The organism is Cellulomonas sp. NPDC055163 (genome assembly GCF_053607065.1).
The window spans coordinates 399,312-420,320 of record NZ_JBSGSU010000003.1 but is presented as its reverse complement, the minus strand read 5'-3'; the positions used below and the strand labels follow the sequence as shown (position 1 = coordinate 420,320).

At 75.5% G+C, this 21,009-nt stretch carries 21 protein-coding genes; 10 read left to right on the top strand and 11 right to left on the bottom strand.

Annotated features, from left to right (window positions below):
• Window positions 1-116: 116 nt before the first annotated feature.
• Window positions 117-1,304, bottom strand: coding sequence for a glycerate kinase family protein (locus tag ACWFNE_RS08150; RefSeq protein WP_452121919.1), 1,188 nt, complete (start codon window positions 1,302-1,304; stop codon window positions 117-119).
• Between the two features lie 41 nt (window positions 1,305-1,345).
• On the opposite strand from ACWFNE_RS08150, the gene nadA reads away from it, so the two are divergent.
• The 3 genes from nadA to ACWFNE_RS08135 all read left to right on the top strand — a co-directional run bounded on the left by nadA (window position 1,346) and on the right by ACWFNE_RS08135 (window position 3,724).
• Entirely contained in the window at window positions 1,346-2,560 is a 1,215-nt protein-coding gene (gene nadA, locus ACWFNE_RS08145) for a quinolinate synthase NadA (RefSeq protein WP_452121918.1), read from the top strand.
• The gene (locus tag ACWFNE_RS08140; protein WP_452121917.1) at window positions 2,557-3,156 is read left to right on the top strand and encodes a DJ-1/PfpI family protein; all 600 of its coding nucleotides are present in this window, start codon (window positions 2,557-2,559) and stop codon (window positions 3,154-3,156) included. The genes nadA and ACWFNE_RS08140 overlap by 4 nt, the downstream gene beginning before the upstream one ends.
• A gap of 121 nt (window positions 3,157-3,277) precedes the next feature.
• A complete protein-coding gene (locus tag ACWFNE_RS08135; RefSeq protein ID WP_452121916.1) occupies window positions 3,278-3,724 on the top strand; it encodes an acyl-CoA thioesterase in 447 nt (148 codons plus the stop codon).
• Window positions 3,725-3,848: 124 nt separating this feature from the next.
• Here ACWFNE_RS08135 and ACWFNE_RS08130 read toward each other — a convergent pair whose 3' ends face one another.
• Window positions 3,849-5,273: a M20/M25/M40 family metallo-hydrolase gene (locus ACWFNE_RS08130; RefSeq protein WP_452121987.1), complete on the bottom strand. Its 1,425-nt coding sequence runs from the start codon at window positions 5,271-5,273 to the stop codon at window positions 3,849-3,851.
• Between the two features lie 50 nt (window positions 5,274-5,323).
• Between ACWFNE_RS08130 and ACWFNE_RS08125 the strand changes: the two genes are divergently transcribed.
• Window positions 5,324-5,929 carry a DUF3043 domain-containing protein gene (locus ACWFNE_RS08125; protein ID WP_452121915.1) on the top strand — a complete coding sequence of 202 codons (606 nt, stop codon included), beginning with the start codon at window positions 5,324-5,326 and terminating at the stop codon, window positions 5,927-5,929.
• A gap of 69 nt (window positions 5,930-5,998) precedes the next feature.
• Window positions 5,999-7,009 carry an aldo/keto reductase family protein gene (locus ACWFNE_RS08120; protein ID WP_452121914.1) on the top strand — a complete coding sequence of 337 codons (1,011 nt, stop codon included), beginning with the start codon at window positions 5,999-6,001 and terminating at the stop codon, window positions 7,007-7,009.
• 100 nt (window positions 7,010-7,109) lie between these two features.
• On the opposite strand, the gene yczE is transcribed toward ACWFNE_RS08120, so the two are convergent.
• Complete coding sequence (gene yczE / locus ACWFNE_RS08115) at window positions 7,110-7,709, bottom strand: membrane protein YczE (RefSeq protein ID WP_452121913.1); 600 nt, start codon at window positions 7,707-7,709, stop codon at window positions 7,110-7,112.
• Window positions 7,710-7,777: 68 nt separating this feature from the next.
• Complete coding sequence (locus ACWFNE_RS08110) at window positions 7,778-7,960, bottom strand: hypothetical protein (protein ID WP_452121912.1); 183 nt, start codon at window positions 7,958-7,960, stop codon at window positions 7,778-7,780.
• 60 nt (window positions 7,961-8,020) lie between these two features.
• Here ACWFNE_RS08110 and yczR point away from each other — a divergent pair, with 60 nt between their 5' ends.
• Entirely contained in the window at window positions 8,021-9,496 is a 1,476-nt protein-coding gene (gene yczR / locus ACWFNE_RS08105; RefSeq protein ID WP_452121911.1) for a MocR-like transcription factor YczR, read from the top strand.
• 81 nt (window positions 9,497-9,577) lie between these two features.
• Here the strand turns inward: yczR and ACWFNE_RS08100 are convergent, their stop codons facing one another.
• The 4 genes from ACWFNE_RS08100 to ACWFNE_RS08085 form a co-directional block, all read right to left on the bottom strand.
• Entirely contained in the window at window positions 9,578-9,790 is a 213-nt protein-coding gene (locus tag ACWFNE_RS08100) for a hypothetical protein (protein ID WP_452121910.1), read from the bottom strand.
• Complete coding sequence (locus tag ACWFNE_RS08095; protein WP_452121909.1) at window positions 9,790-10,848, bottom strand: quinone-dependent dihydroorotate dehydrogenase; 1,059 nt, start codon at window positions 10,846-10,848, stop codon at window positions 9,790-9,792. Before ACWFNE_RS08095 ends, ACWFNE_RS08100 begins: the two co-directional genes overlap by 1 nt.
• A gap of 69 nt (window positions 10,849-10,917) precedes the next feature.
• Complete coding sequence (locus ACWFNE_RS08090) at window positions 10,918-11,367, bottom strand: hypothetical protein (RefSeq protein ID WP_452121908.1); 450 nt, start codon at window positions 11,365-11,367, stop codon at window positions 10,918-10,920.
• Complete coding sequence (locus ACWFNE_RS08085) at window positions 11,364-11,720, bottom strand: hypothetical protein (protein ID WP_452121907.1); 357 nt, start codon at window positions 11,718-11,720, stop codon at window positions 11,364-11,366. Before ACWFNE_RS08085 ends, ACWFNE_RS08090 begins: the two co-directional genes overlap by 4 nt.
• A gap of 139 nt (window positions 11,721-11,859) precedes the next feature.
• On the opposite strand from ACWFNE_RS08085, the gene ACWFNE_RS08080 reads away from it, so the two are divergent.
• Window positions 11,860-13,359, top strand: coding sequence for a leucyl aminopeptidase (locus ACWFNE_RS08080; protein ID WP_452121906.1), 1,500 nt, complete (start codon window positions 11,860-11,862; stop codon window positions 13,357-13,359).
• 37 nt (window positions 13,360-13,396) lie between these two features.
• Here the strand turns inward: ACWFNE_RS08080 and ACWFNE_RS08075 are convergent, their stop codons facing one another.
• A complete protein-coding gene (locus tag ACWFNE_RS08075) occupies window positions 13,397-13,765 on the bottom strand; it encodes an oxidoreductase (protein WP_452121905.1) in 369 nt (122 codons plus the stop codon).
• Between the two features lie 222 nt (window positions 13,766-13,987).
• Between ACWFNE_RS08075 and lpdA the strand changes: the two genes are divergently transcribed.
• The 3 genes from lpdA to ACWFNE_RS08060 all read left to right on the top strand — a co-directional run bounded on the left by lpdA (window position 13,988) and on the right by ACWFNE_RS08060 (window position 18,261).
• Entirely contained in the window at window positions 13,988-15,373 is a 1,386-nt protein-coding gene (lpdA, locus tag ACWFNE_RS08070) for a dihydrolipoyl dehydrogenase (protein WP_452121904.1), read from the top strand.
• A gap of 28 nt (window positions 15,374-15,401) precedes the next feature.
• Entirely contained in the window at window positions 15,402-17,216 is a 1,815-nt protein-coding gene (gene sucB / locus ACWFNE_RS08065) for a 2-oxoglutarate dehydrogenase, E2 component, dihydrolipoamide succinyltransferase (RefSeq protein ID WP_452121903.1), read from the top strand.
• 154 nt (window positions 17,217-17,370) lie between these two features.
• Window positions 17,371-18,261: a TIGR01777 family oxidoreductase gene (locus tag ACWFNE_RS08060; RefSeq protein ID WP_452121902.1), complete on the top strand. Its 891-nt coding sequence runs from the start codon at window positions 17,371-17,373 to the stop codon at window positions 18,259-18,261.
• On the opposite strand, the gene ACWFNE_RS08055 is transcribed toward ACWFNE_RS08060, so the two are convergent.
• Both ACWFNE_RS08055 and ACWFNE_RS08050 read right to left on the bottom strand, forming a co-directional pair.
• Window positions 18,245-19,687, bottom strand: coding sequence for a protein kinase domain-containing protein (locus ACWFNE_RS08055; protein WP_452121901.1), 1,443 nt, complete (start codon window positions 19,685-19,687; stop codon window positions 18,245-18,247). The two genes, ACWFNE_RS08060 and ACWFNE_RS08055, sit on opposite strands and share 17 nt — an antisense overlap.
• A 158-nt stretch (window positions 19,688-19,845) precedes the next feature.
• On the bottom strand, window positions 19,846-20,949 hold the full coding sequence (locus tag ACWFNE_RS08050) for a Gfo/Idh/MocA family protein (protein ID WP_452121900.1): 1,104 nt from the start codon (window positions 20,947-20,949) through the stop codon (window positions 19,846-19,848).
• Window positions 20,950-21,009 lie beyond the last annotated feature (60 nt).

Genomic DNA, 21,009 nt, shown 5'->3' with positions numbered 1-21,009 from the left:
GTCGTCAACAGCCCGGCGCCACGTCTTGTTCCCTCAGCGTACGCCGCGGGCCGGAAGCCTCCTGCGCACCCCGGGCACGCGCACGGCGCGCACAGCGGGATCTCCGCGCCGGGCCGTCAGCGCGCCCAGGTGCGTGCGACGCGCTCGACCCGGCGCCCGAGCGTCCCCGCGGGGTCCGCGAGCGAGTCCCGCACCTGCTCGGGCGTCTCGGCGACCGCGTAGGCCGCGGCGATCCCCGCGGCGCCCCACTCGCGGCGCCCGACGTCGACCTGCCCCGCGAGGACCACCGTGGGCACCGCGAGCGGCAGCGCGCGTGCGGCGACCGCAGCGATGACCTTGCCGTGCAGCGACTGCCAGTCGAACCGCCCCTCGCCCGTGAGCACGACGTCGACGTCGGTGATGCGGTCGCCGAGCCCGACCGCGTCGGCCACGAGGGCCGAGCCCGGCAGCAGGCGTGCGCCGAGGAGCGCGAGCCCGAACCCGAGCCCGCCGGCCGCCCCCGCGCCGGGCTGCGCGGCGAGCCGGGTGACGGGCGCGGACGCCCGGGCGCCCGCGAGCAGGTCGGGCCGCACGGACCCGGCGAGCGCCCCGACCGCGACGTGCGCGAAGTGGCCGAGGGCGCGCTCGAGCTGCTGGGCCTGCACGGGCGTCGCACCCTTCTGCGCCGCGAAGCCCGCGCTGGCGCCGTGCAGCCCGAGCAGGGGCACGTCGACGTCGTACGCGCCGACGAGCTCGACGCCGGCGAGCCCCGAACGGATCTCCGCGAGCGCGCCGAGGTCGTCGGCGAGGACGTCGCCGAGCTCCCCGCCGCCCCGCCCGAGCGGCGACCGCGCGCCCCCGACGCCGAGAGCGGCGAGCAGTCCGGCGCCCGCGTCGTTCGTCGCGGAGCCGCCGAGCCCGACGACGACGCGCCGGGCGCCGGTCGCGACCGCCGCGCGCAGCAGCTCCCCCACGCCGTACGTGCTGGTCACCGCCGGGTCACGCCGACCGTGCGGGACGAGCGCGAGACCCGCGGCGTGCGCCGACTCGACGTACGCCGTCGCCGGGCGGCCGTCCGGGCCGGCGACCAGGAGCACCGCGGCCGGGACCGGCTCCCCGAGCGGCGAGCGGACCGTCACCGAGAGCAGCTCACCGCCGAGGCTCGCGCGCAGCGTGGCGAGGAAGCCCGGGCCGCCGTCGGACAGCGGGCACACGCGCACGTCCGAGCCCGGCACGGCGCGCAGCCAGCCGTCGCGGAGCACGGTCGCGGCCTCCTGGGCCGTCAGGGTGCCACCGAAGTCGTCGGGGGCGATCAGCACGCGCACGGGGCCGATCCTGTCACGGTGCGCTGTGGGAAGATCGCGCCGTGAGCCTCACGACACCGCCGCAGGACACCACGTTCACGGAGCCGGCCCCCTCGGCGCTGCTCCTCCTCGGGCGCGGGGTCGACCTCGCCTCCGAGCGCGGCGTCGAGTGCGTCGGGTCGCTCCCCGCAGCGAGCGATCCCGACCTCGTCGAGCGCGCGCACGCGGCCCGCGCCGCCCTCGGTGACCGGGCGTTCGTGCTCGGCCACCACTACCAGCGCGACGAGGTGATCGACCTCGCGGACGTCACCGGGGACTCGTTCAAGCTCGCGCGCGAGGCGGCGGCGCGTCCCGAGGCCGAGTTCATCGTGTTCTGCGGCGTGCACTTCATGGCCGAGTCCGCGGACATCCTCACGTCCGACGCTCAGCAGGTCGTGCTCCCCGACCTCGCGGCGGGCTGCTCGATGGCCGACATGGCGGCGATCGACCAGGTCGAGGACGCCTGGGACGTGCTGGTCGAGGCGGGCGTCGCCGAGGACACCGTCCCGGTGACGTACATGAACTCCACAGCCGCGATCAAGGCGTTCACCGGGCGCCACGGCGGCACGGTGTGCACGTCCTCGAACGCGCACGTCGCGCTGCGCTGGGCGTTCGACAAGGTCGGTGGCGTCGCGGGCACCGGCAAGGTCCTGTTCATGCCCGACCAGCACCTCGGCCGCAACACCGCGGTGAACCAGCTCGGGCTCTCGCTCGACGACTGCGTCGTCTTCGACCCGCGGCGGCCGAACGGCGGGCTCACCGCCCAGCAGCTCAAGGACGCCCGGATGATCCTGTGGCGCGGGCACTGCTCGGTGCACGGCCGGTTCTCCGAGCGCAACGTCACGGACGTCCGGGCGGCGGTCCCCGGCGTGAACGTCCTGGTGCACCCCGAGTGCAAGCACGAGGTGGTGACCGCGGCGGACATGGTCGGCTCGACGGAGTACATCATCCAGGCGCTCGCCGCGGCGGAGCCGGGGTCGTCGTGGGCGATCGGCACCGAGCTCAACCTGGTCCGGCGCCTGGCCCGCGCGCACGCCGACAAGCAGGTGCACTACCTCGACTCGACGGTGTGCTTCTGCTCGACGATGAACCGCATCGACCTGCCGCACCTCGTGTGGACGCTCGAGTCGCTCGTGGCCGGCCGGGTCGTCAACCGCATCGTCGTCGACGCGGACGACGCCCACTGGGCGCGCGTCGCGCTCGACCAGATGCTCGCCCTGCCGGGGTACGGCGCATGAGCACCCACAGCCCCGTCCGGGTCGGCGTCTTCGTGTTCGACGACGCCGAGGAGCTCGACGTCGTGGGCCCCTACGAGGTGCTCGCCTGGTGGGCGCGCCACTCCGAGCTCAAGCCCGAGGTCGTGACGTTCTCCCGCGACGGCAACGGGGTGCGCTGCGCGAAGGGCCTGCGCCTCGTCCCGGACCACTCCGCCGAGGACGTGGGTCCGCTGCACGTCGTGGTCTACCCCGGCGGCAAGGGCACCCGCCCTCTCGTGAAGGACTCCGAGCACCTCGCCTGGGTCCGGCAGCTGCGGTCGACGACGGCGCTCATGACGAGCGTGTGCACGGGCTCGCTCGTGTACGCCGCGGCCGGCCTGCTCTCCGGGCGGCCCGCGACGACCCACTGGGGCGCGCTCGACGAGCTCGCCCAGGTCGACCCGACGGTGCTCATCGACGCCGAGGCCCGCTTCGTCGACGACGGCGACGTCGTCACGTCCGCGGGTGTCTCCGCCGGGATCGACATGGCGCTGCACCTCGTGGCGCGCCTGGAGTCGGTGGACGAGGCGCGCGCGGTCCGCCGCGGCATCCAGTACGACCCCGCTCCCCCGGTCTGACCCGGTGAACCGGTACCTGCGCCTGCTGCTCGTGTGGCTGCGGGCACGGCGGTCCTCGCACACGCCGTCCGCACCGTCCCCAGGGTCGCCGCTCGGGGCGTACCGCACGACGCTGCGAGTCATGCCCAACGACCTCGACCTGCTGCGGCACGTCAACAACGGGTCGTACCTGACTCTGCTCGACATCGGGCGCGTCGACATGACGCTGCGCTCGGGTGCGCAGTCGGCGCTCGACGCCCGCGGATGGTTCCCGGTGGTGGTCGGCGAGTCGATCCGGTTCCGCCGCTCGATGACGCTGTGGGAGCGGTTCACGATCGTCACGCGCGTGCTCGGGTGGGACGAGCGGGTCATCTACCTCGACCAGCGTTTCGAGCGGACGGGGCGCGACGGCGCGGTCGAGGTCGTCGCGGAGGCGTGGGTCGTCGCGCGCTTCCTCGCCCGCAGCGGCGGCACCGTCCCGTCGCCCGAGGTCGCCGCGCTGTTCGGGCTCGACCCGACCAGCCCGCCGCTGCCCGAGCCGGTCGTCACCTGGTCCCGGGCCCTCGACCTGGCGCACCGGACGGCCTGAGGCGCCGGCGGACCGGACGGTGACGCGGTCCTGCCCGGCACGTCCCGCGCGGCAGGGCCGGGTCGGGCGCTGCCGCGCTCCGCCGGCCTCGGGCGTCTCGGGTGGGCGCCTCGCACTCGGGCGCCTATGCGCCGGCGTCCGCCGCGAGCCGGGCCAGCAGCAGCGCCTCGGCGAGGACCACGCGCTCGAGCTCACCGAGGTGCACCGACTCGTCGACGCCGTGCGCGCGGCTGTCCGGGTCCTCGACGCCGGTCACGAGGATCGCGGCGTCCGGGTAGACCTCGAGCAGCTCGGCGACGAACGGGATCGAGCCGCCGATGCCCACGTCGACCGGGTCGGTGCCCCACGCCTGCGCCAGCGCCCAGCGCGCGGCGCGCATCGCCCCGGAGTCCCGCGGCGACTGGAACGGGCGGCCGAGCTCCCCGTCGCGGACCGTGACCCGGGCGCCGAGCGGGGCGTGCGCGTGCAGGTGCTCGCGCACCGCCGCCATCGCCGCCGCGGGTTCCTGACCGGGCGCGATCCGCAGGCTGAGCTTCGCGGTCGCCGTCGGGGTCAGGGTGTTCGACGCCCGCCCGACGCTGGGCGCGTCGAGCCCGATGACGGACAGCGCCGGCCGGGTCCACAGGCGGGCCGTCAGAGGGCCGGTCCCCGCGAGCCGGGCGCCCTCGACGACGGACGCGTCGGCGCGCAGCGTGGCCTCGTCGTAGTCGACGGTCGGGTCCGGCGCGCAGGTGAGTCCCGCCACCGCGACGTCACCCGCGTCGTCGTGCAGCGTCGCGATGAGCCGGGCGAGCAGCGTGACCGCGTCGAGCACCGGTCCGCCGTACATGCCCGAGTGCACCGCGTGCTCGAGCACCGTGACCTCGACCTCGAGGTCGACGAGCCCGCGCAGCGACGTCGTGAGCGCCGGGACGCCGACGCGCCAGTTGCTCGAGTCCGCGACGACGATGACGTCGGCCGCGAGCTCGTCGCGGTACGCGGTCAGGAACGGCAGGAAGGTCGGCGAGCCGATCTCCTCCTCGCCCTCGACGAAGACCGTGACACCGACGCCGAGGTCGTCGCCGAGCACGCGCAGGGCGCCGAGGTGGGCGACCACGCCGGCCTTGTCGTCGGCGGCCCCGCGACCGTAGAGGCGCCCGTCGCGCTCGGTCGGCTCGAACGGCGCCGTGGACCACGCGGCGTCGTCGCCGGGCGGCTGGACGTCGTGGTGCGCGTACAGCAGGACGGTCGGTGCGCCGGCCGGTGCGGGCCGGCGTGCGACCACGGCGGGTGCGCTCGGGCGTCCGTCCGGACCGTCGACGCGCAGCACCTGCACGTCGTCGAGGCCCGCGTCGCGCAGGAGGGCCGCGACCGCGTCGGCGCTCGCGGCGACGTGGACCTGGTCGAACTCGACGTTGGAGACGCTCGGGATCCGCACGAGGTCCTCGAGGTCGGCGCGCAGGCGCGGGAACTCGTGCGCGGTGCGTGCGCGGAGGAGCTCGACCCCGTCGGTCGTGAGGGGGGCCTCGGGTGCGAGCGGGGAGCCGGCGGGGGTGGGGCCGGCGGGCATGGTGGAGTCGTTCGTCACGGACCGGCACGCTACTCGACTACCCTGGACGGGTGTTCGGACGCAGCAGCAAGGACCAGGGGCCCACCTCCCCCGCCCCCCTCGATCCCCTGGGGACGGACGACGCCGTCCGCGAGGGCAAGGGCCGCCCGACGCCGCGTCGCAAGGTCGCCGAGTCGGCCAACCGACGGCCCCTCGTCCCCGCCGACCGCAAGGGTGCCGCGAAGGCTGCACGCCTCGAGCAGCGAGCCGCGCGCGACCGCCAGTACCAGGCCCTGCAGACGGGCGACGAGCGGTTCCTGCCCGAGAAGGACAAGGGCCCGGTGCGGCGCTACATCCGCGACCACGTCGACGCGCGCTGGAACCTCGGCGAGATGTTCCTGCCGGTCGCGCTCGTGATGCTCGTGCTCCAGATCGTGCTGGCCCAGGTCAACCCGAACGCGGCGTTCGTCGTCCTCATCGCGCTCTACGCGTTCAGCCTCGTCATGCTGCTCGACGCCTACCTCATGTGGCGCGGCCTGAAGAAGCGCCTGCGCACGAAGTTCGGCGAGAACGTGGTCGTGCGCGGCACCGCGATGTACGCCGTGCTGCGCGTGTTCCAGATCCGCCCGTCGCGGCTGCCCAAGCCGCAGGTCAAGCACGGCCAGTACCCGTCCTGACCCGCGGGCACGCGCGCCGGTCACTGCCGCAGGCGGGCCGGGGACGACGAGCGATCGTAGGGTGACGGGATGGTCAACTACCGCTACCTCGGCCGCTCCGGGCTCAAGATCTCGGAGATCACCTACGGCAACTGGCTGACGCACGGCTCCCAGGTCGAGCAGGACGCCGCCGTCGCGTGCGTCCACGCGGCCCTCGACGCCGGCATCACGTCGTTCGACACCGCCGACGTCTACGCGAACACCAAGGCGGAGAAGGTCCTCGGCAAGGCGCTCAAGGGCGTCCGTCGGCAGAGTTTGGAAATCTTCACGAAGGTCTACTGGCCCACGGGCCCGCAGGGGCCGAACGACTCGGGCCTCTCGCGCAAGCACGTCCTCGAGTCGATCGACGGCTCCCTCCAGCGGCTGCGCACCGACTACGTCGACCTGTACCAGGCGCACCGCTACGACCACTCGACGCCGCTCGAGGAGACGATGCAGGCGTTCGCCGACGTCGTGCGCTCGGGCAAGGCGCTGTACATCGGCGTCAGCGAGTGGACCGCGGACCAGATCCGCGCCGGCCACGCCCTCGCGCAGGAGCTCGGCTTCCAGCTCATCTCGAACCAGCCCCAGTACTCGGCGCTGTACCGCGTCATCGAGGGCGAGGTCGTCCCGGCGTCGGCCGAGCTCGGCGTCTCGCAGATCGTCTGGTCCCCGATCGCGCAGGGCGTCCTCACGGGCAAGTACCAGCCGGGTCAGCCGCTGCCCGCGGGCTCGCGGGCGACCGACGAGAAGGGCGGCGCGAAGATGATCGCGCGGTTCCTCGACCGGCCCGAGGTGCTCCAGCGGGTGCAGGACCTCCGCCCGGTGGCGGACGAGCTCGAGCTCTCGCTCGCGCAGCTCGCGGTGGCGTGGGTGCTGCAGAACGAGAACGTCGCGGCGGCGATCATCGGGGCGTCGCGTCCCGAGCAAGTCACCGAGAACGTCAAGGCGTCCGGCGTCGAGATCCCCTCCGAGCTCCTGAACCGGATCGACGAGATCCTCGGCGACTCCGTGATCTCGGACCCTGCGGAGACCGCGAAGAGCTCCCCGAAGTCCCGCTGAGCACGCCGACGGCCCGCCCTCCGGTGCGCGGAGGGCGGGTCGTCGTGCGTCCTCCGCTCCGGGGACGGGCGGGCGCGGGGCGGGCGGCCCGGCGTCCGGGTCAGCGGACGGTGAACCGCGGCAGCAGGTGGTGCACGACCGGACCGATCGCGAGCGCGTAGGCGAGCGTCCCGAGCCCGACGGTCCCGCCGAGCAGCCAGCCCACGGTCACGACGACGACCTCGATCGTCGAGCGCACGAGCCGCGTCGACCGGCCGGTGCGGGCGACCAGGCCCGTCATGAGCCCGTCGCGCGGCCCCGGCCCCAGGCGGACGCCGACGTAGAGCGCGGTCGCGAGCCCGTTCAGCACGATCCCCGCGACGACGAGTCCGACGCGGGCTGCGAGCGGGAGCTGCTCGGGCAGCCGCGCGAGCAGCGCGAGGAACGGGTCGACGAGCGCGCCGATGACGACGACGTTCGCGACGGTCCCGATGCCCGGACGCTGGCGCAGCGGAATCCACACGAGCAGCACGACGACGCTCACGAGGACGGTGACCGTCCCGAACGACAGGCCGGTGCGGCGCGAGACGCCCTGCGAGAGCACGTCCCACGGCATGGAGCCGAGCCCGGCACGGACCAGCAGCGTGATGGACGCCGCGTAGAGCACGAGGCCTGCGAGCAGCTGGACGTACCGACGCGTGCGCCGCGTCGTGGGGAGCATCTCCGGGCGGTCGCCCGCCGTCGGCCCGGCCGGGGGCCCCGCGCCGCCGCCGGGCGCCGTGCGGACCGTCACACCAGGCCGCGGATGCGCGGGCCGGTGGGGAGCCCGGCGGCGAGCGAGCTGCCGTCGGCCCAGTGCGGCTCGGTGGCGGGCGGCCGGCGGTGGCCGAGGCCGTCGCCCTGGAGCACGGCGGGCAGCTGCACGAGGGCGACGAGGACGGTGACGGAGAGGAGGACGGCGAAGAAGACCATGGGGAGAGCCAATCGCGTTTTGGCATTGCCATCAATAGCCACTTGGGGAAAGGTGGATGCGTGACGACGATCGAGGACCTGCCCAGCGACCGCCGCCTCTCCGCGAACGGACTCGCGCGGCTGCTGGGCGCCTGGCAGCGCCCGGGACCGGCGTACGCCGCCCTGGCCGACGGCGTGCGCTCGGCGATGCACGCCGGGTCGCTGCCGCTGAGCACCCGGCTGCCGAGCGAGCGCGAGCTCGCCGAGGCGCTCGGCGTCTCGCGCACCACGACGACCGCCGCGTACCGGACGCTGCGCGACGAGGGCTTCCTCGTCAGCCGCCAGGGCTCGGGGACGGTCACCACGCTGCCCGCGTCGGGCGCCCGCGGCATGCACGCGCCGGTCGTCGTTCGCCCGTCGCAGCCGGACGTCGCCGACCTGTCCATCGCGGCCCCGCCCGCGCCGTCCGCGCTGCACCCCGCGTACGTGACCGCGCTCGACGCGCTCCCCCGCTACCTGTCCGGGCGCGGCTACGAGCCGCTCGGGCTGCAGGTGCTGCGCGAGGCGATCGCCGCGCGCTACACCGAGCGCGGCACCCCGACGACCCCGGACCAGGTCCTCGTCACGAGCGGCGCCCAGCAGGCGATCAACCTGCTCGTGCACGCGCACGTCGGGCCCGGCGACCGCGTCGTCGTCGAGCACCCGACCTACCCGCACGCCATCGACACCGTGCGCGCCGCCGGAGGCCGCCCCGTGCCCGTGCCCGTGGGCACCGGGCCGTCCGGGGGCGTCGACGTCGACCTGCTCGAGTCCACCCTGCGGCAGGTCGCACCCCGGCTCGTCTACCTGGTCCCCGACCACCACAACCCGACCGGCACGAGCCTCCACCCGGCGGCCCGCGACCGCGTCCGCGCGCTCGCCCGGCGCCACCGCACCGTGATCGTCGGCGACGAGGCGCTCACCGACCTCACGCTCGACGGCCCCGAACCCGAGCCGTTCGCGGGCGCCGGCGCCTCCTCCGGGTTCGTCGTGTCCGTGGGGTCGGCGTCCAAGACCTACTGGGGCGGGCTCCGCATCGGCTGGGTCCGCGCGCACCCCGACCTCGTGTCCCGCCTCGCGGTGCTGCGCGGGCACGTGGACATCGCGACCGCGGTCCTCGAGCAGCTCGTGACCGCCGAGCTCCTGGCCCGGCGCGACGAGATCGTGCCGGGCCGGCGCGCGGTGCTGCGGGAGCGGCGCGACCTGCTCGTGGACCTGCTCGCGGAGCAGATCCCGTCGTGGCAGGTGCCCGTGCCCGCAGGCGGGCTGTCGCTGTGGCCCGACCTCGGGGCGCCCGTGGCGTCGGCGCTCACGGCCCTCGCGGTCCGGCACGGGGTGCGCGTGCTGCCCGGGCCGGCGTTCGCGGTCGACGGCAGCTTCGAGCGGCACCTCCGGCTCACGTTCAGCGAGCCCGTCGCGGTGCTCGAGGACGGCGTGCGCGGGCTGGCCGCGGCGTGGGCCGCGCTGGGCATGCCGCAGGACGCCCGGCGCTCGGCGCCCGTGCAGGCGATGGTCTGAGCGCCGGTGGGTCGACGTCCCCGCGTGCGGCCGTGCGCCCCGGCGGCACGTGCACGACGAGTCGCCGGAGGCCCTCGTGCGCTAGGGCACGTGCAGGACGAGCGGCGGTGTGGCGGGCGTGCCGTCGTGCAGCAGCTGCGCCGAGTGCGCCCCTCCTGCCGCGAGCGCGCGCCACTGCTCGCCGAGCCACTGCTCGGCGTCGTACTGGTTCGAGAACGCCGGGCTGCCGGGCCGGTCGAGGTGCGTGCCGTCGGCGTCGTCGAACGTCCACTCCCACTGCGGCCGGACCACCATCAGCTGCCTCCCGCACGTGCCGCGGAGCGCGCGGCGTCGGCTGCCAGCGCGCGGTTGACGCCCGCGGCCCAGAAGGGGCCACGGTAGATCAGCCCGGTGTACCCCTGCACGAGCGTCGCACCGACGGCGACGTACTCGCGGGCGTCCGCGGCCGTCGTGATGCCGCCGACGCCGATCACGACGGGGTCAGGTCCGAGCCGCGTGCGCAGACGCGCGACGACATCGAGGCCGCGCGCGAGGACGGGCGGACCGGACAGCCCGCCCGGGCCGAGGTCGTGGGCGATCGTCGTGTTGACCGCGACGACGCCGTCGAGCCCGAGATCGAGCGCGAGGTCGGCGACCGCGTCGACGTCGTCGTCGGACAGGTCGGGAGCGATCTTGACCAGGAGCGGGACGCGCGGCCGGCCCGCCCGCTCCGTCGCCTCGTCGGCGGCGGCGCGCGTGGCCTCGAGGATCGGGCGCAGCGCCTCGACGGACTGCAGGTCGCGCAGGCCGGGCGTGTTCGGGGAGGACACGTTGACGACGAGGTAGTCCGCGTACGGGGCGAGCCGCCCGGCGCTCGTGGCGTAGTCGGCGGGCGCGTCCTCGGCCGGGGTCACCTTGGTCTTGCCGATGTTCACGCCCACGACCAGGGACCGGCCCCGGGGGGTCGCGCGCAGCCGGCGCAGGCGGAGCGCCACCGCGGACGAGCCCTCGTTGTTGAAGCCCATGCGGTTGCGCAGCGCGCGCTGGCCGAGCACGCGCCACAGCCGTGGCTTGTCGTTGCCCGGCTGCGGGTGCGCGGTGACCGTGCCGACCTCGACGAAGCCGAACCCGAGCATCACGAGCCCGGGGACCGCCCGGGCGTTCTTGTCGAAGCCCGCAGCCAGGCCGAACCGCGCGGGGAACGGGCGGCCGAGCGCCGTCACCGGTGCCGCGGGCGGAGGGGCCGTGAACCGTCCGACGACCGCCCGCAGCGGCGGCACCTCGCCGACGAGCCGGATCAGCGCGAACGCGAGCTCGTGCGCCCGCTCGGGGTCGAGGCGGCACAGGACGAGTCGGAACAGGAGGCTGTACACGGCTGACAACCTAGCCGCCGCGGCACGGCACCCGGCGGCAGCGACCGCGCTGGCCCGCAGCGCGCACGGTCAGGCCGTGGGGCCACCGCCGCCCGCCGGCCGCGTGCGCCACAGCCACGCGAGCCCGAGGAACGGCAGCACGAGCGGGACGTAGCCGTAGCCCTGGCCGAACCCGGACCAGACGGTCTCGTCCGGGAGGTCCCCGGCGTCGAGCAGCGAGAGCGCGCCGACCGTGAGCACACCCACGAGCTCGATGCCCACCGCGACCCAGGCGACCGTGCGCCACCGCCCGCCGCCGCGCGCGAGCGCGACCGTCGCGAGCACGTAGACGAGGGCCGAGAGCGCCGAGAGCCCGTACGCGAGCGGCGCCTCGTCGAGCTTCGTGGCGATCTGGTAGGCCGCACGTGCGCTCGCCGCGAGCGCGAAGATCCCGTACACGGCGACGAGCGCCCGACCCGGACCGGACGCCGTGCTCGTGGGCCGCGCGCCACCGGGGCGAGGGCCGGGTGCGGCGCTCATGCGGCCCAGATCTGGGTCAGGCGCAGCTCGAGGAACGCGACCGTCAGGGCGGCACCCAGGAGCACCACCGAGCTCCACCGGGTGCGCTCCGCGAACGCCCAGGCGGCGGCGAGCGGCAGCAGGATCAGCTGGGTCAGCACGTACCCCCAGAACAGCGCGGGGTCGGGCGAGGCCGCGCCCTGCGCGAGGAGGACGCCGGCGACGACGGCCTGGACGACGAGCAGACCCACGACGACGGCACCGCCCCAGAGCTGACGCAGGACCACGGCGCGGTCGCGCACGACGAACCACAGCGCCCACGCCGCGAGCGCGAGGGACGTGGCCGCGACGAGCGCGGTGAGGGGGCCTGGCACGGGCGACCACGCTACCCGTCGGACCCGGCCGCCACCGGCCGCCGGCCGCGTGACCTCCGTCCCAGCGCCCCGGGGGCCTGTCGGGTGGCCGGGGCTGCCCGCCGGGGGGCTGGGGGTGGTCGCGGTCTACCATCGACGCGTGCCCCGAGCGACCCTCACCTCCCAGGACCCTGCCCACCTCGACGTCGACGCCCTCGTGGTCGGCGTCGCCCGGACCGACCAGGGCCCGCGCCTGCTCGACCCCGACGCCCTCCCGCAGGACGTGCGCACCGAGATGACGGCGCACGCCGTGGCGCTCGGGATCTCGGGCGACCAGGACGAGGTGCGGCGCCTGCCCAGCGCGGGACGCCTCAAGGCCGCGGTCCTCGTGCTCACCGGCGTCGGCCCGCTCGACGCCGTGACGCCGGAGACGCTGCGCCGTGCGGCAGGAGCGGCGACGCGCGAGCTCACCGGCGTCGCGTCGGTCGCCGTCGCGCTGCCCGCCACCGACGTGGCCTCGCTCGCGGCCGTGGCCGAGGGCGCGCTGCTCGGTGCCTACGCCTACATGCGCTACCGCGGCGCCGACACCGCGGCGAGGTCGGCGCCCGTCGGGACGCTGCAGGTCGTCACGCCGCTCGTGCGCGACCGCGAGGCGAAGGCCGCGCTCAGCCGCGCCGAGGTCGTCGCCGACGCCGTGCACGGCGTGCGGGACCTCGTGAACACCGCACCCAACGACCTGTTCCCCGCGGCGTTCGCCGACCTCGCCAAGGCCGCGGCCAAGGAGGTCGGCGCACGCGCCCTCAAGGTCACCGTGCTCGACGAGAAGGCCCTCGCCGCCGGCGGCTACGGCGGCCTGCTCGGCGTCGGCCTCGGCTCGGTGCGGGGCCCGCGCCTCGTCAAGGTCGCGTACACCCCGTCGAAGCCGGCCGCGAAGGTCGCGCTCGTCGGCAAGGGCATCACGTTCGACTCGGGCGGCATCTCCCTCAAGCCCGCAGCCGGCATGGAGGCGATGAAGTCCGACATGGCCGGCGCCGCCGCGGTGCTGCACACGGTCCTCGCGGCCGCGCGCCTCGAGCTGCCCGTGGCCGTCACGGGCTGGCTGTGCCTCGCCGAGAACATGCCGTCCGGCACCGCGCAGCGCCCGTCCGACGTCCTCACGATCCGCGGCGGCAAGACCGTCGAGGTGCTCAACACCGACGCCGAGGGCCGGCTCGTGCTCGCCGACGGGCTCGTCGCGGCGACCGAGGAGAAGCCCGACGTCGTGCTCGACATCGCGACGCTCACGGGCGCCCAGCTCATCGCGCTCGGCAACCGTGTCTCCGCCGTCATGGGCACCGACGCGGTGCGCGGCGAGGTCATCGCCGCCGCCGAGGGCTCGGGCGAGCTGTTCTGGCCCATGCCGCTGCCGGCGGACCTGCGCGCCGGGCTGAAGTCGAAGGTCGCGGACCTCGCCAACATCGGGGACCGGTTCGGCGGGATGCTCACCGCCGGGATCTTCCTGCAGGAGTTCACCGGCGGGACGCCGTGGGCCCACCTCGACATCGCCGGGCCCGCGTTCAACGAGAAGACCGCCCACGGGTACACGCCCGTCGGGGGCACCGGGGTCGGCGTGCGCACGCTGCTCGCGTTCCTCGAGCAGCGGGGCCACGCCGGACGCTGAGCGGGCGGGACGCACGCAGGGGACGCGCGGGGCCGGGTCAGTGCAGACCGGCCTCGCGCGCGTTCTCGCGGCGCCGCTCGATCCGCTGGCGGGAGTTCCAGTCGCGCATCCGCTGCGGGTAGCCCGTGCGCTGCACGTCGTACACCGGGATGCCCAGGCCGCGGGCGAGCTCGTGCGCGGCTCGCGCGTCCGGTACCCGACGGCGCGTCCACTCCCCCGTCGTCGCGATGAGCATGAGCGTCGTCTGGGTCACGTTCGTCTGCGGCTCGACGTACGCCTCGACCCCGACGCGGGTGTCGACGAACTCCCGGAGGTGCGCGACCGTGGCCTGCTGCGCGGCGCGCCCGGTGGGGGCGGCCTCCGTGCTCCCCGGTGCGCGGCGACGGCGGCGTGCGAACAGGCCCATCCGTGGAGGGTAGCGGCCGCACCTGGGCGCGTGCTGGGAGCCGCGTGGACCTCGCCCGCGGGCCCGTGCACCGGCGGCCGCTCGAGTCATGGGATGACTGTTCGGAGCGTCACACCGCGTCGTGGCTGGTCCGGTTCGTTCGGCGGGCCCTACGGTGACAAGATGGTCGGCGAGCACCCAGCCCACCACACGCCTGCACAGAATTGCGCTGAGGAGTTGCACGTGGCCGACACGACCGGATCCGCTTTCGACATCGTCGTCCTGGGCGGAGGGAGTGGTGGCTACGCGGCTGCGCTCCGCGGCGCCCAGCTCGGCCTCAACGTGGCTCTCGTCGAGGAGAGCAAGCTCGGCGGCACCTGCCTGCACTGGGGCTGCATCCCGACCAAGGCGTTCCTGCACGCCGCCCAGCTCGCCGACGACGCCCGGGACGGTGCGCACTTCGGTGTGCACACCGAGCTCAAGAGCATCGACATGACCGGCGTGCAGCAGTACAAGGACTCGGTCATCGGCCGGCTGTACAAGGGCCTCCAGGGCCTGATCAAGTCGCGCAAGATCACCGTGATCGAGGGCCACGGGCGCCTCGTCGCGAAGGACACCGTCGAGGTCGACGGCCAGCGGTACACCGGCAAGCACGTCGTCGTCGCGACCGGCTCGTACGCCCGCTCGCTGCCGGGTCTCGAGATCGGCGGCAGGATCCTCACGTCGACCGAGGCGCTCGACCTCGCCGAGGTCCCGACGTCGGTCATCGTGCTCGGCGGCGGCGTCATCGGCTCGGAGTTCGCGAGCGTGTGGAAGTCCTTCGGCGCGGACGTCACGATCATCGAGGCGCTCCCCCACCTCGTCGCGAACGAGGACGAGGCGCTGTCCAAGGCGTTCGAGCGCGCGTTCCGCAAGCGCGGCATCAAGTTCAACCTCGGCGTGCGGTTCGCCGGCGTCACGCAGGACGAGAACGGCGTGCACGTCTCGCTCGAGGACGGCAAGACGTTTGACGCCGAGTACCTGCTCGTCGCGGTCGGTCGCGGGCCGCGCACCGCGGACCTCGGCTACGAGGAGCAGGGCCTCACGCTCGACCGCGGCTTCGTGATCACGAACGAGCGCCTGCACACCGGCGTCGGGAACGTCTACGCGGTCGGCGACATCGTCCCCGGGCTCCAGCTCGCGCACCGCGGGTTCGCGCAGGGCATCTTCGTCGCCGAGGAGATCGCGGGACTGAACCCGCAGCCGATCGTCGAGTCGGGCATCCCGCGCGTCACCTACTCCGAGCCCGAGGTCGCCTCCGTCGGCCTCACCGAGGCCAAGGCCAAGGAGGTCCACGGGGCCGACGCGGTCGAGGTCCTCGAGTACAACCTCGGTGGCAACGGCAAGAGCCAGATCCTCGGCACCGCCGGCTTCGTCAAGCTCGTCCGCCAGAAGGACGGCCCGGTCATCGGTGTCCACATGATCGGCGCGCGCGTCGGCGAGCTCATCGGGGAGGGCCAGCTCATCGTGAACTGGGAGGCCTACCCCGAGGACGTCGCCGCGCTCGTGCACGCCCACCCCACGCAGAACGAGGCCCTCGGGGAGGCGCACCTCGCGCTCGCCGGCAAGCCGCTGCACGCCCACAACTGACCCCACGATCGAAGGAGAACGAGCGGTCATGTCCGACAACGTGCAGCTCCCCGCCCTCGGCGAGTCCGTCACCGAAGGAACCGTCACCCGCTGGCTCAAGCAGGTCGGCGAGACCGTCGAGGTCGACGAGCCGCTGCTCGAGATCTCGACCGACAAGGTCGACACCGAGATCCCCTCGCCGTTCGCCGGCGTGCTCGAGCAGATCCTCGTGCAGGAGGACGAGACCGTCGAGGTCGGCGCGAACCTCGCCGTGATCGGCTCCGGCGAGGGCGGCGGTTCCGCCCCCGCCGAGCCGGCGGCCGAGCAGCCCGCCGCCGAGGCGCCCGCCCCTCAGGAGCAGGCCCCCGCCCCCGAGCAGCCTGCCGCTCCCGAGCAGCCCGAGGCAGCGGCCGCGCCGGCCGAGCAGCCTGCGGCGCCGTCCGCCCCGTCGGGCGGTGGCGAGAACGTCACGCTCCCGGCGCTCGGCGAGTCCGTGACCGAGGGCACCGTGACGCGGTGGCTCAAGGCCGTGGGCGACGAGGTCGCGGTCGACGAGCCGCTCCTCGAGATCTCGACCGACAAGGTCGACACCGAGATCCCCTCGCCGCTCGCCGGCACGCTCCAGGAGATCCGCGTCCAGGAGGACGAGACCGTCGAGGTCGGGGCCGTCCTGGCCGTGATCGGCTCCGGTGCCGCCGCACCCGCCGAGGCCCCGGCGCAGCCCGCCGAGGCCCCCGCCGCGCAGGAGCAGCCGTCGGCCCCGGCGACGGAGGCGTCGCCGCAGGTCGCCGCCCCCGACGAGGCCCAGGCACCGGCCGCGCCGCCGGCCCCGCAGCCCGCCGCCGAGCCCGCAGCGCCGGCGCCGCAGGAGACCCCGGCACCCGCGCCGAGCGCGCCGTCGGCTCCCGCCCCGAGCGCATCCGCGTCGGGGACGTACCTGACCCCGCTCGTCCGTAAGCTCGCGGCGGAGAAGGGCGTCGACGTCGCGACCCTCACGGGCACGGGCGTGGGCGGGCGCATCCGCAAGGAGGACGTCCTCGAGGCGGCCGCCCAGGCGGAGGAGGCGGCACGTGCCGCAGCCCAGGCCCCCGCCGCCGCGCCCGCACCCGCCGCGTCGAAGCCGGCTGCTGCGGTCGAGGTCTCGCCGCTGCGCGGCACGACGGAGAAGGCGAGCCGGCTCCGCCAGATCATCGCCGAGCGCATGGTCGACGCGCTGCACAGCCAGGCGCAGCTCACGACGGTCATCGAGGTCGACGTCACGAAGGTCGCGCGCCTGCGGGCGAGCGCCAAGGACGGCTTCCGGGCGCGTGAGGGCGTGAACCTGACGTTCCTGCCGTTCTTCGTGCTCGCGGCCGTCGAGGCGCTCAAGGTGCACCCCAAGGTCAACGGCGTGCTCGAGGGCAACCAGATCACGTACCACGGGCACGAGAACGTCAGCATCGCGGTCGACACCCCTCGCGGGCTGCTCACGCCGGTGATCCGGGACGCGGGCGACCTCAACCTCGCGGGGATCGCGCGCAAGATCGCGGACCTCGCGGCCCGCACCCGCGACAACAAGGTCACGCCCGACGAGCTGAGCGGCGCGACCTTCACGGTGACCAACACGGGCTCCGGCGGTGCGCTGTTCGACACCCCGATCGTCCCGGGCGGCACGTCGGCGATCCTCGGCACCGGTGCGATCGTCAAGCGCCCGGTCGTCACCAAGGACGCGGACGGCGGCGAGGTCATCGCGATCCGGTCGATGTGCTACCTGTCGCTGTCGTACGACCACCGCCTGGTCGACGGCGCGGACGCGTCGCGCTACCTCGCGACGGTCAAGGCCCGCATCGAGGAGGGCGCGTTCGAGGCCGAGGTCGGCCTCTGACCCGCACCGCATGACGCCCGACGCCCGGGCACCCGCTGCTGCGGGTGCCCGGGCGTCGTCGTCCGCGGGGAGGTGCGGAGCTCCGCGGCGCATCCGCGGTGAGACGCGCGCCGCTCCCCCGGCAGGTTCACCGCCCGCTCCCTAGGGTGAGCGCATGCGCATCGTCGTCGCTGGATCGCACGGCCTCATCGGCACCGCCCTGGTCTCGGAGCTGAGGGGCCGGGGCGACACCGTGCACCGCCTCGTCCGCGGCACCCCGGGGCACCCGGAGGACGTCGCGTGGGACCCGGACGCCGGGCGGCTCGACCCCGAGGCGCTCGCCGGGGCGGACGCCGTCATCAACCTCGCCGGCGTCAACGTCGGCACGCGCCGCCTCACGCAGAGCCGCAAGCGCGCGGTGATCCTGTCCCGGACCCGGACCACCGGCCTGATCGCGACGGCCCTCGCGGGGCTCGCGTCACCGCCGCCCGTGCTGCTCCAGGCGTCGGGCATCGGCGCGTACGGGGACCGCGGGGACGACGTGCTCGACGAGGACGAGCCGCTCGGCGACACGTTCTTCGCCGGCGTGGTCCGGCAGTGGGAGGCGGCGACCGCTCCTGCCGAGCGCGCGGGCGTGCGCGTCGCTCACCTGCGCAGCGGGATCGTGCTCGCGCGCGGCGGGGGTGCGCTGGCGCGCATCATGCCGCTCGTCCGGGCCGGGGTCGCGGGTCCGCTGGGCTCGGGCCGGCAGTACTGGAGCTGGATCACGCTCGCCGACGAGGTGCGCGCCGTCCTGCACCTGCTCGAGGCACCGGTCGCCGGTCCGGTGAACCTCGTCGCGACGGCGGCGACGAACGCCGAGGTGACGTCCGCGCTCGCCCGCGCCGTGCACCGCCCCGCGGTCGTGCCCGTCCCGGCGTGGGCCGTGCGCCTCGGGCTCGGCGACTTCTCCCAGGAGATCCTGGGCTCGGTGCGGGCCGTCCCGCGCCGGCTCACGGACAGCGGGTTCACGCACGTGCACCCGGACATCGACTCCGCGGCGGCGTACGTCACCGCGACGGACTGACCTCGGGGTCTCGGACCTCGCTCACCCGCCAGCCCGCCGGGGTCTCGTGCAGGACGAGCATGACGGCGCGTGCCGGGGCGGCCGGCACCTCGGTGTGGACGGACCCGTCGGCGCGGACACGCTGGTGCGCCGAGGTCGCACTCGTCACGAGCACGTGCACGTCGCCGTCCACGGGCTCGTCGGACGTGGCGCTCGCTGCCGCCGGTGCGGTCTCTCCCACGACCGCGGACTCCGTCACGGCCACGCTCAGCCCGGCGAGCCGCAGCCCGTCCGCGGCGAGCCGGGCGAGCAGCTGCGTGTCGGCGGCGTGGGCGGCGGAGCCGGGGACCTCGACCTCGTCGAGCGCGGCCGGGTCGCCCGCCACGAGGACCTCGCCGCGGCGCTCGGTGAGCTCGCGGGCCGCTGCCTCGGCCTCCGCCTCGCGCCCGGTCCCGTCTGTCTCCCTGCCGACCGCCTGATCGGCGCGGGCCCGTTCACCCAGCACCCAGGGCCGGGTCACGATCAGGGCGACGGCACCCACGACGAGCACGACCGCCGCGGCGACCACCCCCACGAGCGCCCGGCGCGTGCGGACCGTGCGGGCGCGTCGCCGGTCCGCCCGCCGGACCGTCGCGTCGCGTGAACCTCGCCCGGCGAGCCGGGACAGCTCGGTGCGCGCGAGCACGGCGGCGTCCGGGAGCACGACCGGCTCCGGCTCCTCCGCACGGAAGCACGCGTCCGCGAGCGCCTGCGCGGTCGGCCGCAGCGCAGGGTCGGGGTCGGCGGCCTCGGCCAGCAGGTCCCGCACGCGCGTGCCGCCGTCCCACGGCTCGTCCACCGCGGGGTCCGGGACCGCGAGGTGCCGCAGCACCGTGCGCGCGAGCGCGTGCACGTCTCCCTCGGGCTCGCAGGCGGCGCCGTCGTCGACCTCCGGGGCGGCGTAGCCCGGCGTGCCGGAGCCGCCGACGACGCAGCTGACGAGGTCGACGAGCACCGGCCGGCCGTCGTCGCGCACGACGACGTTGGCCGGGGAGACGTCCGAGTGCACCAGGCCGGCGGCGTGCAGGGCCGCGAGCGCGTCCGCGAGGGGGATCGCGAGCGTCACGGCCTCGCCCGCGCTCCACGGCCCGCGCGCGTCGTGCAGCGCCGCGAGGGTGGCGCCGGGCACGTGCTCCGTGAGCAGAGCGCACCGGCCGTCCGGGAGGTCGAGCACGTCGCGCAGGCGGGCGAGGTGCTCGTGGTCGACGTCGCGCAGCCGGTGCAGCCGGGCGGCGTGCCGAGGGTCGACCGCGAGGTCCAGGACGCGCACGACCACGCGCTGGGCCGAGCCGTCCAGCGTCACCGCGGACCACGCGGGCCCGTCGGCGCCGAGACCCACCGGGCCGACGACCCGGTACCCCGCGGTCAGCAGCGCAGCGGCGACGTCGGGCGGGGCAGCGCGGTCCATGCCGCCATCGAACCGTGCTGCGGCGCCCGGCGGACCGCTGTCCACAGGCCGCGGACCGCAGACCGCAGACCGCCCGGGCCGCCGCTGGCTGCCGCGCTCGGCGGACCGCTGCCCACAGGCCACGGGCCGCGGTGCCCGGCAGACCGGAGGCCGCGGCGTCAGCCCGCGACCGCCGGGTCCACCCCGACGGCCCGTCCCTCGCGCGCCGACACCCGGGCGGCGTCGAGCACGCCCGCGGTGCGCACGGCGTCCCACGGGTCGACCGGCACGGGCCCGCCGTCGAGGACCCACGCCGCGACGGCGCGGTAGTAGTCGGCGTGGCCGCCGGGCGCGCGCGGGACGGGCACCCGGTCGCGTCCGTGCACGAGCCAGCCCTCGTGCTCGTCGCCCGTGACGCGCGGCGCCCCCCCGAGCACCCCGCGCGGACCGGCGTCGTCGTGGGTGTGCCGCTCGTCGAGCGACGCGAACGGCGTCGGCTCGCCCTCGAAGCTCGTGACGAGGTAGGCGCCCTTGTCGCCGAGGACGCGGGTCCGTGGACCGGGTGCACCGACGAGCGCACCCGCCTGGAGGTGGCTGAGGACACCGGGGCCGCCGTCGGGAGCGGCGTGCCGCACCGCCAGGAACACGTCGTCCTCCGCAGGCGTCGTGAGGGCGCGCAGCTCGGCGTACACGCTCTCGACCGGGCCGAACAGCTGGACGGCGGAGTCGACGAGGTGGGCACCGAGGTCGAGCAGCAGCCCGCCGGCTCGCGTGTCGTTCTCCTTCCAGCGCTGCTGCGGGACGGGGCGCCACCGCTCCCAGCGCCGCTCGAAGCGGTGCACGCGCCCGAGCCGCCCGTCGTGCAGCAGGCCCAGCAGCGTGAGCTGCTCGGGGTCCCAGCGGCGGTTCTGGAAGACCGTCAGGTGCCCGCCGGAGCGCTCGGCCTCGACCGCGAGCTCACGCGCCTCGGCGGTGCTCGGCGCGAGGGGCTTGTCCACGACGACGGGCAGGCCGGCCCCGAGGGCGGCGCGCACGTGCGCCACGTGCTCGCCCGTCGGGCTCGCGACCACGACGACGTCGAGCTCGGCGGCGTGCCCGAGCAGCCCGGCGACGTCCGGCTCGACGACGACGCCGGCCCAGTCGGCGCGCGCCTGCGCGGACCGCTCGGGGTTGCGGCTCACGACGTGCGTGACCCGCGCTCCGACCTCGCGCAGCAGCCGGGCGTGGATGCCCCGTCCCGCCGACCCGTACCCGACCAACCCGACCCGCAGGGACTCGCTCATGAGCCCCAACCTACGGCGCGGGCAGCACCGCGCGGCACCCCGCGTCACCCGCGTCGCGGG

Excerpts from the sequence above, each read along its gene's own strand:
- ACWFNE_RS08100 (WP_452121910.1), bottom strand. The coding sequence starts at position 9,790 with ATGGTGGTCCGGCCGCAGTGGGAGTGGACGTTCGACGACGCCGACGGC.
- ACWFNE_RS08110 (WP_452121912.1), bottom strand. The coding sequence starts at position 7,960 with ATGGTCTTCTTCGCCGTCCTCCTCTCCGTCACCGTCCTCGTCGCCCTC.
- ACWFNE_RS08140 (WP_452121917.1), top strand. The coding sequence starts at position 2,557 with ATGAGCACCCACAGCCCCGTCCGGGTCGGCGTCTTCGTGTTCGACGAC.
- ACWFNE_RS08050 (WP_452121900.1), bottom strand. The coding sequence starts at position 20,949 with ATGAGCGAGTCCCTGCGGGTCGGGTTGGTCGGGTACGGGTCGGCGGGA.
- ACWFNE_RS08120 (WP_452121914.1), top strand. The coding sequence starts at position 5,999 with ATGGTCAACTACCGCTACCTCGGCCGCTCCGGGCTCAAGATCTCGGAG.
- ACWFNE_RS08130 (WP_452121987.1), bottom strand. The coding sequence starts at position 5,273 with ATGCCCGCCGGCCCCACCCCCGCCGGCTCCCCGCTCGCACCCGAGGCC.
- ACWFNE_RS08090 (WP_452121908.1), bottom strand. The coding sequence starts at position 11,367 with ATGAGCGCCGCACCCGGCCCTCGCCCCGGTGGCGCGCGGCCCACGAGC.
- ACWFNE_RS08075 (WP_452121905.1), bottom strand. The coding sequence starts at position 13,765 with ATGGGCCTGTTCGCACGCCGCCGTCGCCGCGCACCGGGGAGCACGGAG.
- ACWFNE_RS08055 (WP_452121901.1), bottom strand. The coding sequence starts at position 19,687 with ATGGACCGCGCTGCCCCGCCCGACGTCGCCGCTGCGCTGCTGACCGCG.
- ACWFNE_RS08060 (WP_452121902.1), top strand. The coding sequence starts at position 17,371 with ATGCGCATCGTCGTCGCTGGATCGCACGGCCTCATCGGCACCGCCCTG.
- sucB (WP_452121903.1), top strand. The coding sequence starts at position 15,402 with ATGTCCGACAACGTGCAGCTCCCCGCCCTCGGCGAGTCCGTCACCGAA.
- ACWFNE_RS08135 (WP_452121916.1), top strand. The coding sequence starts at position 3,278 with ATGCCCAACGACCTCGACCTGCTGCGGCACGTCAACAACGGGTCGTAC.
- yczE (WP_452121913.1), bottom strand. The coding sequence starts at position 7,709 with ATGCTCCCCACGACGCGGCGCACGCGTCGGTACGTCCAGCTGCTCGCA.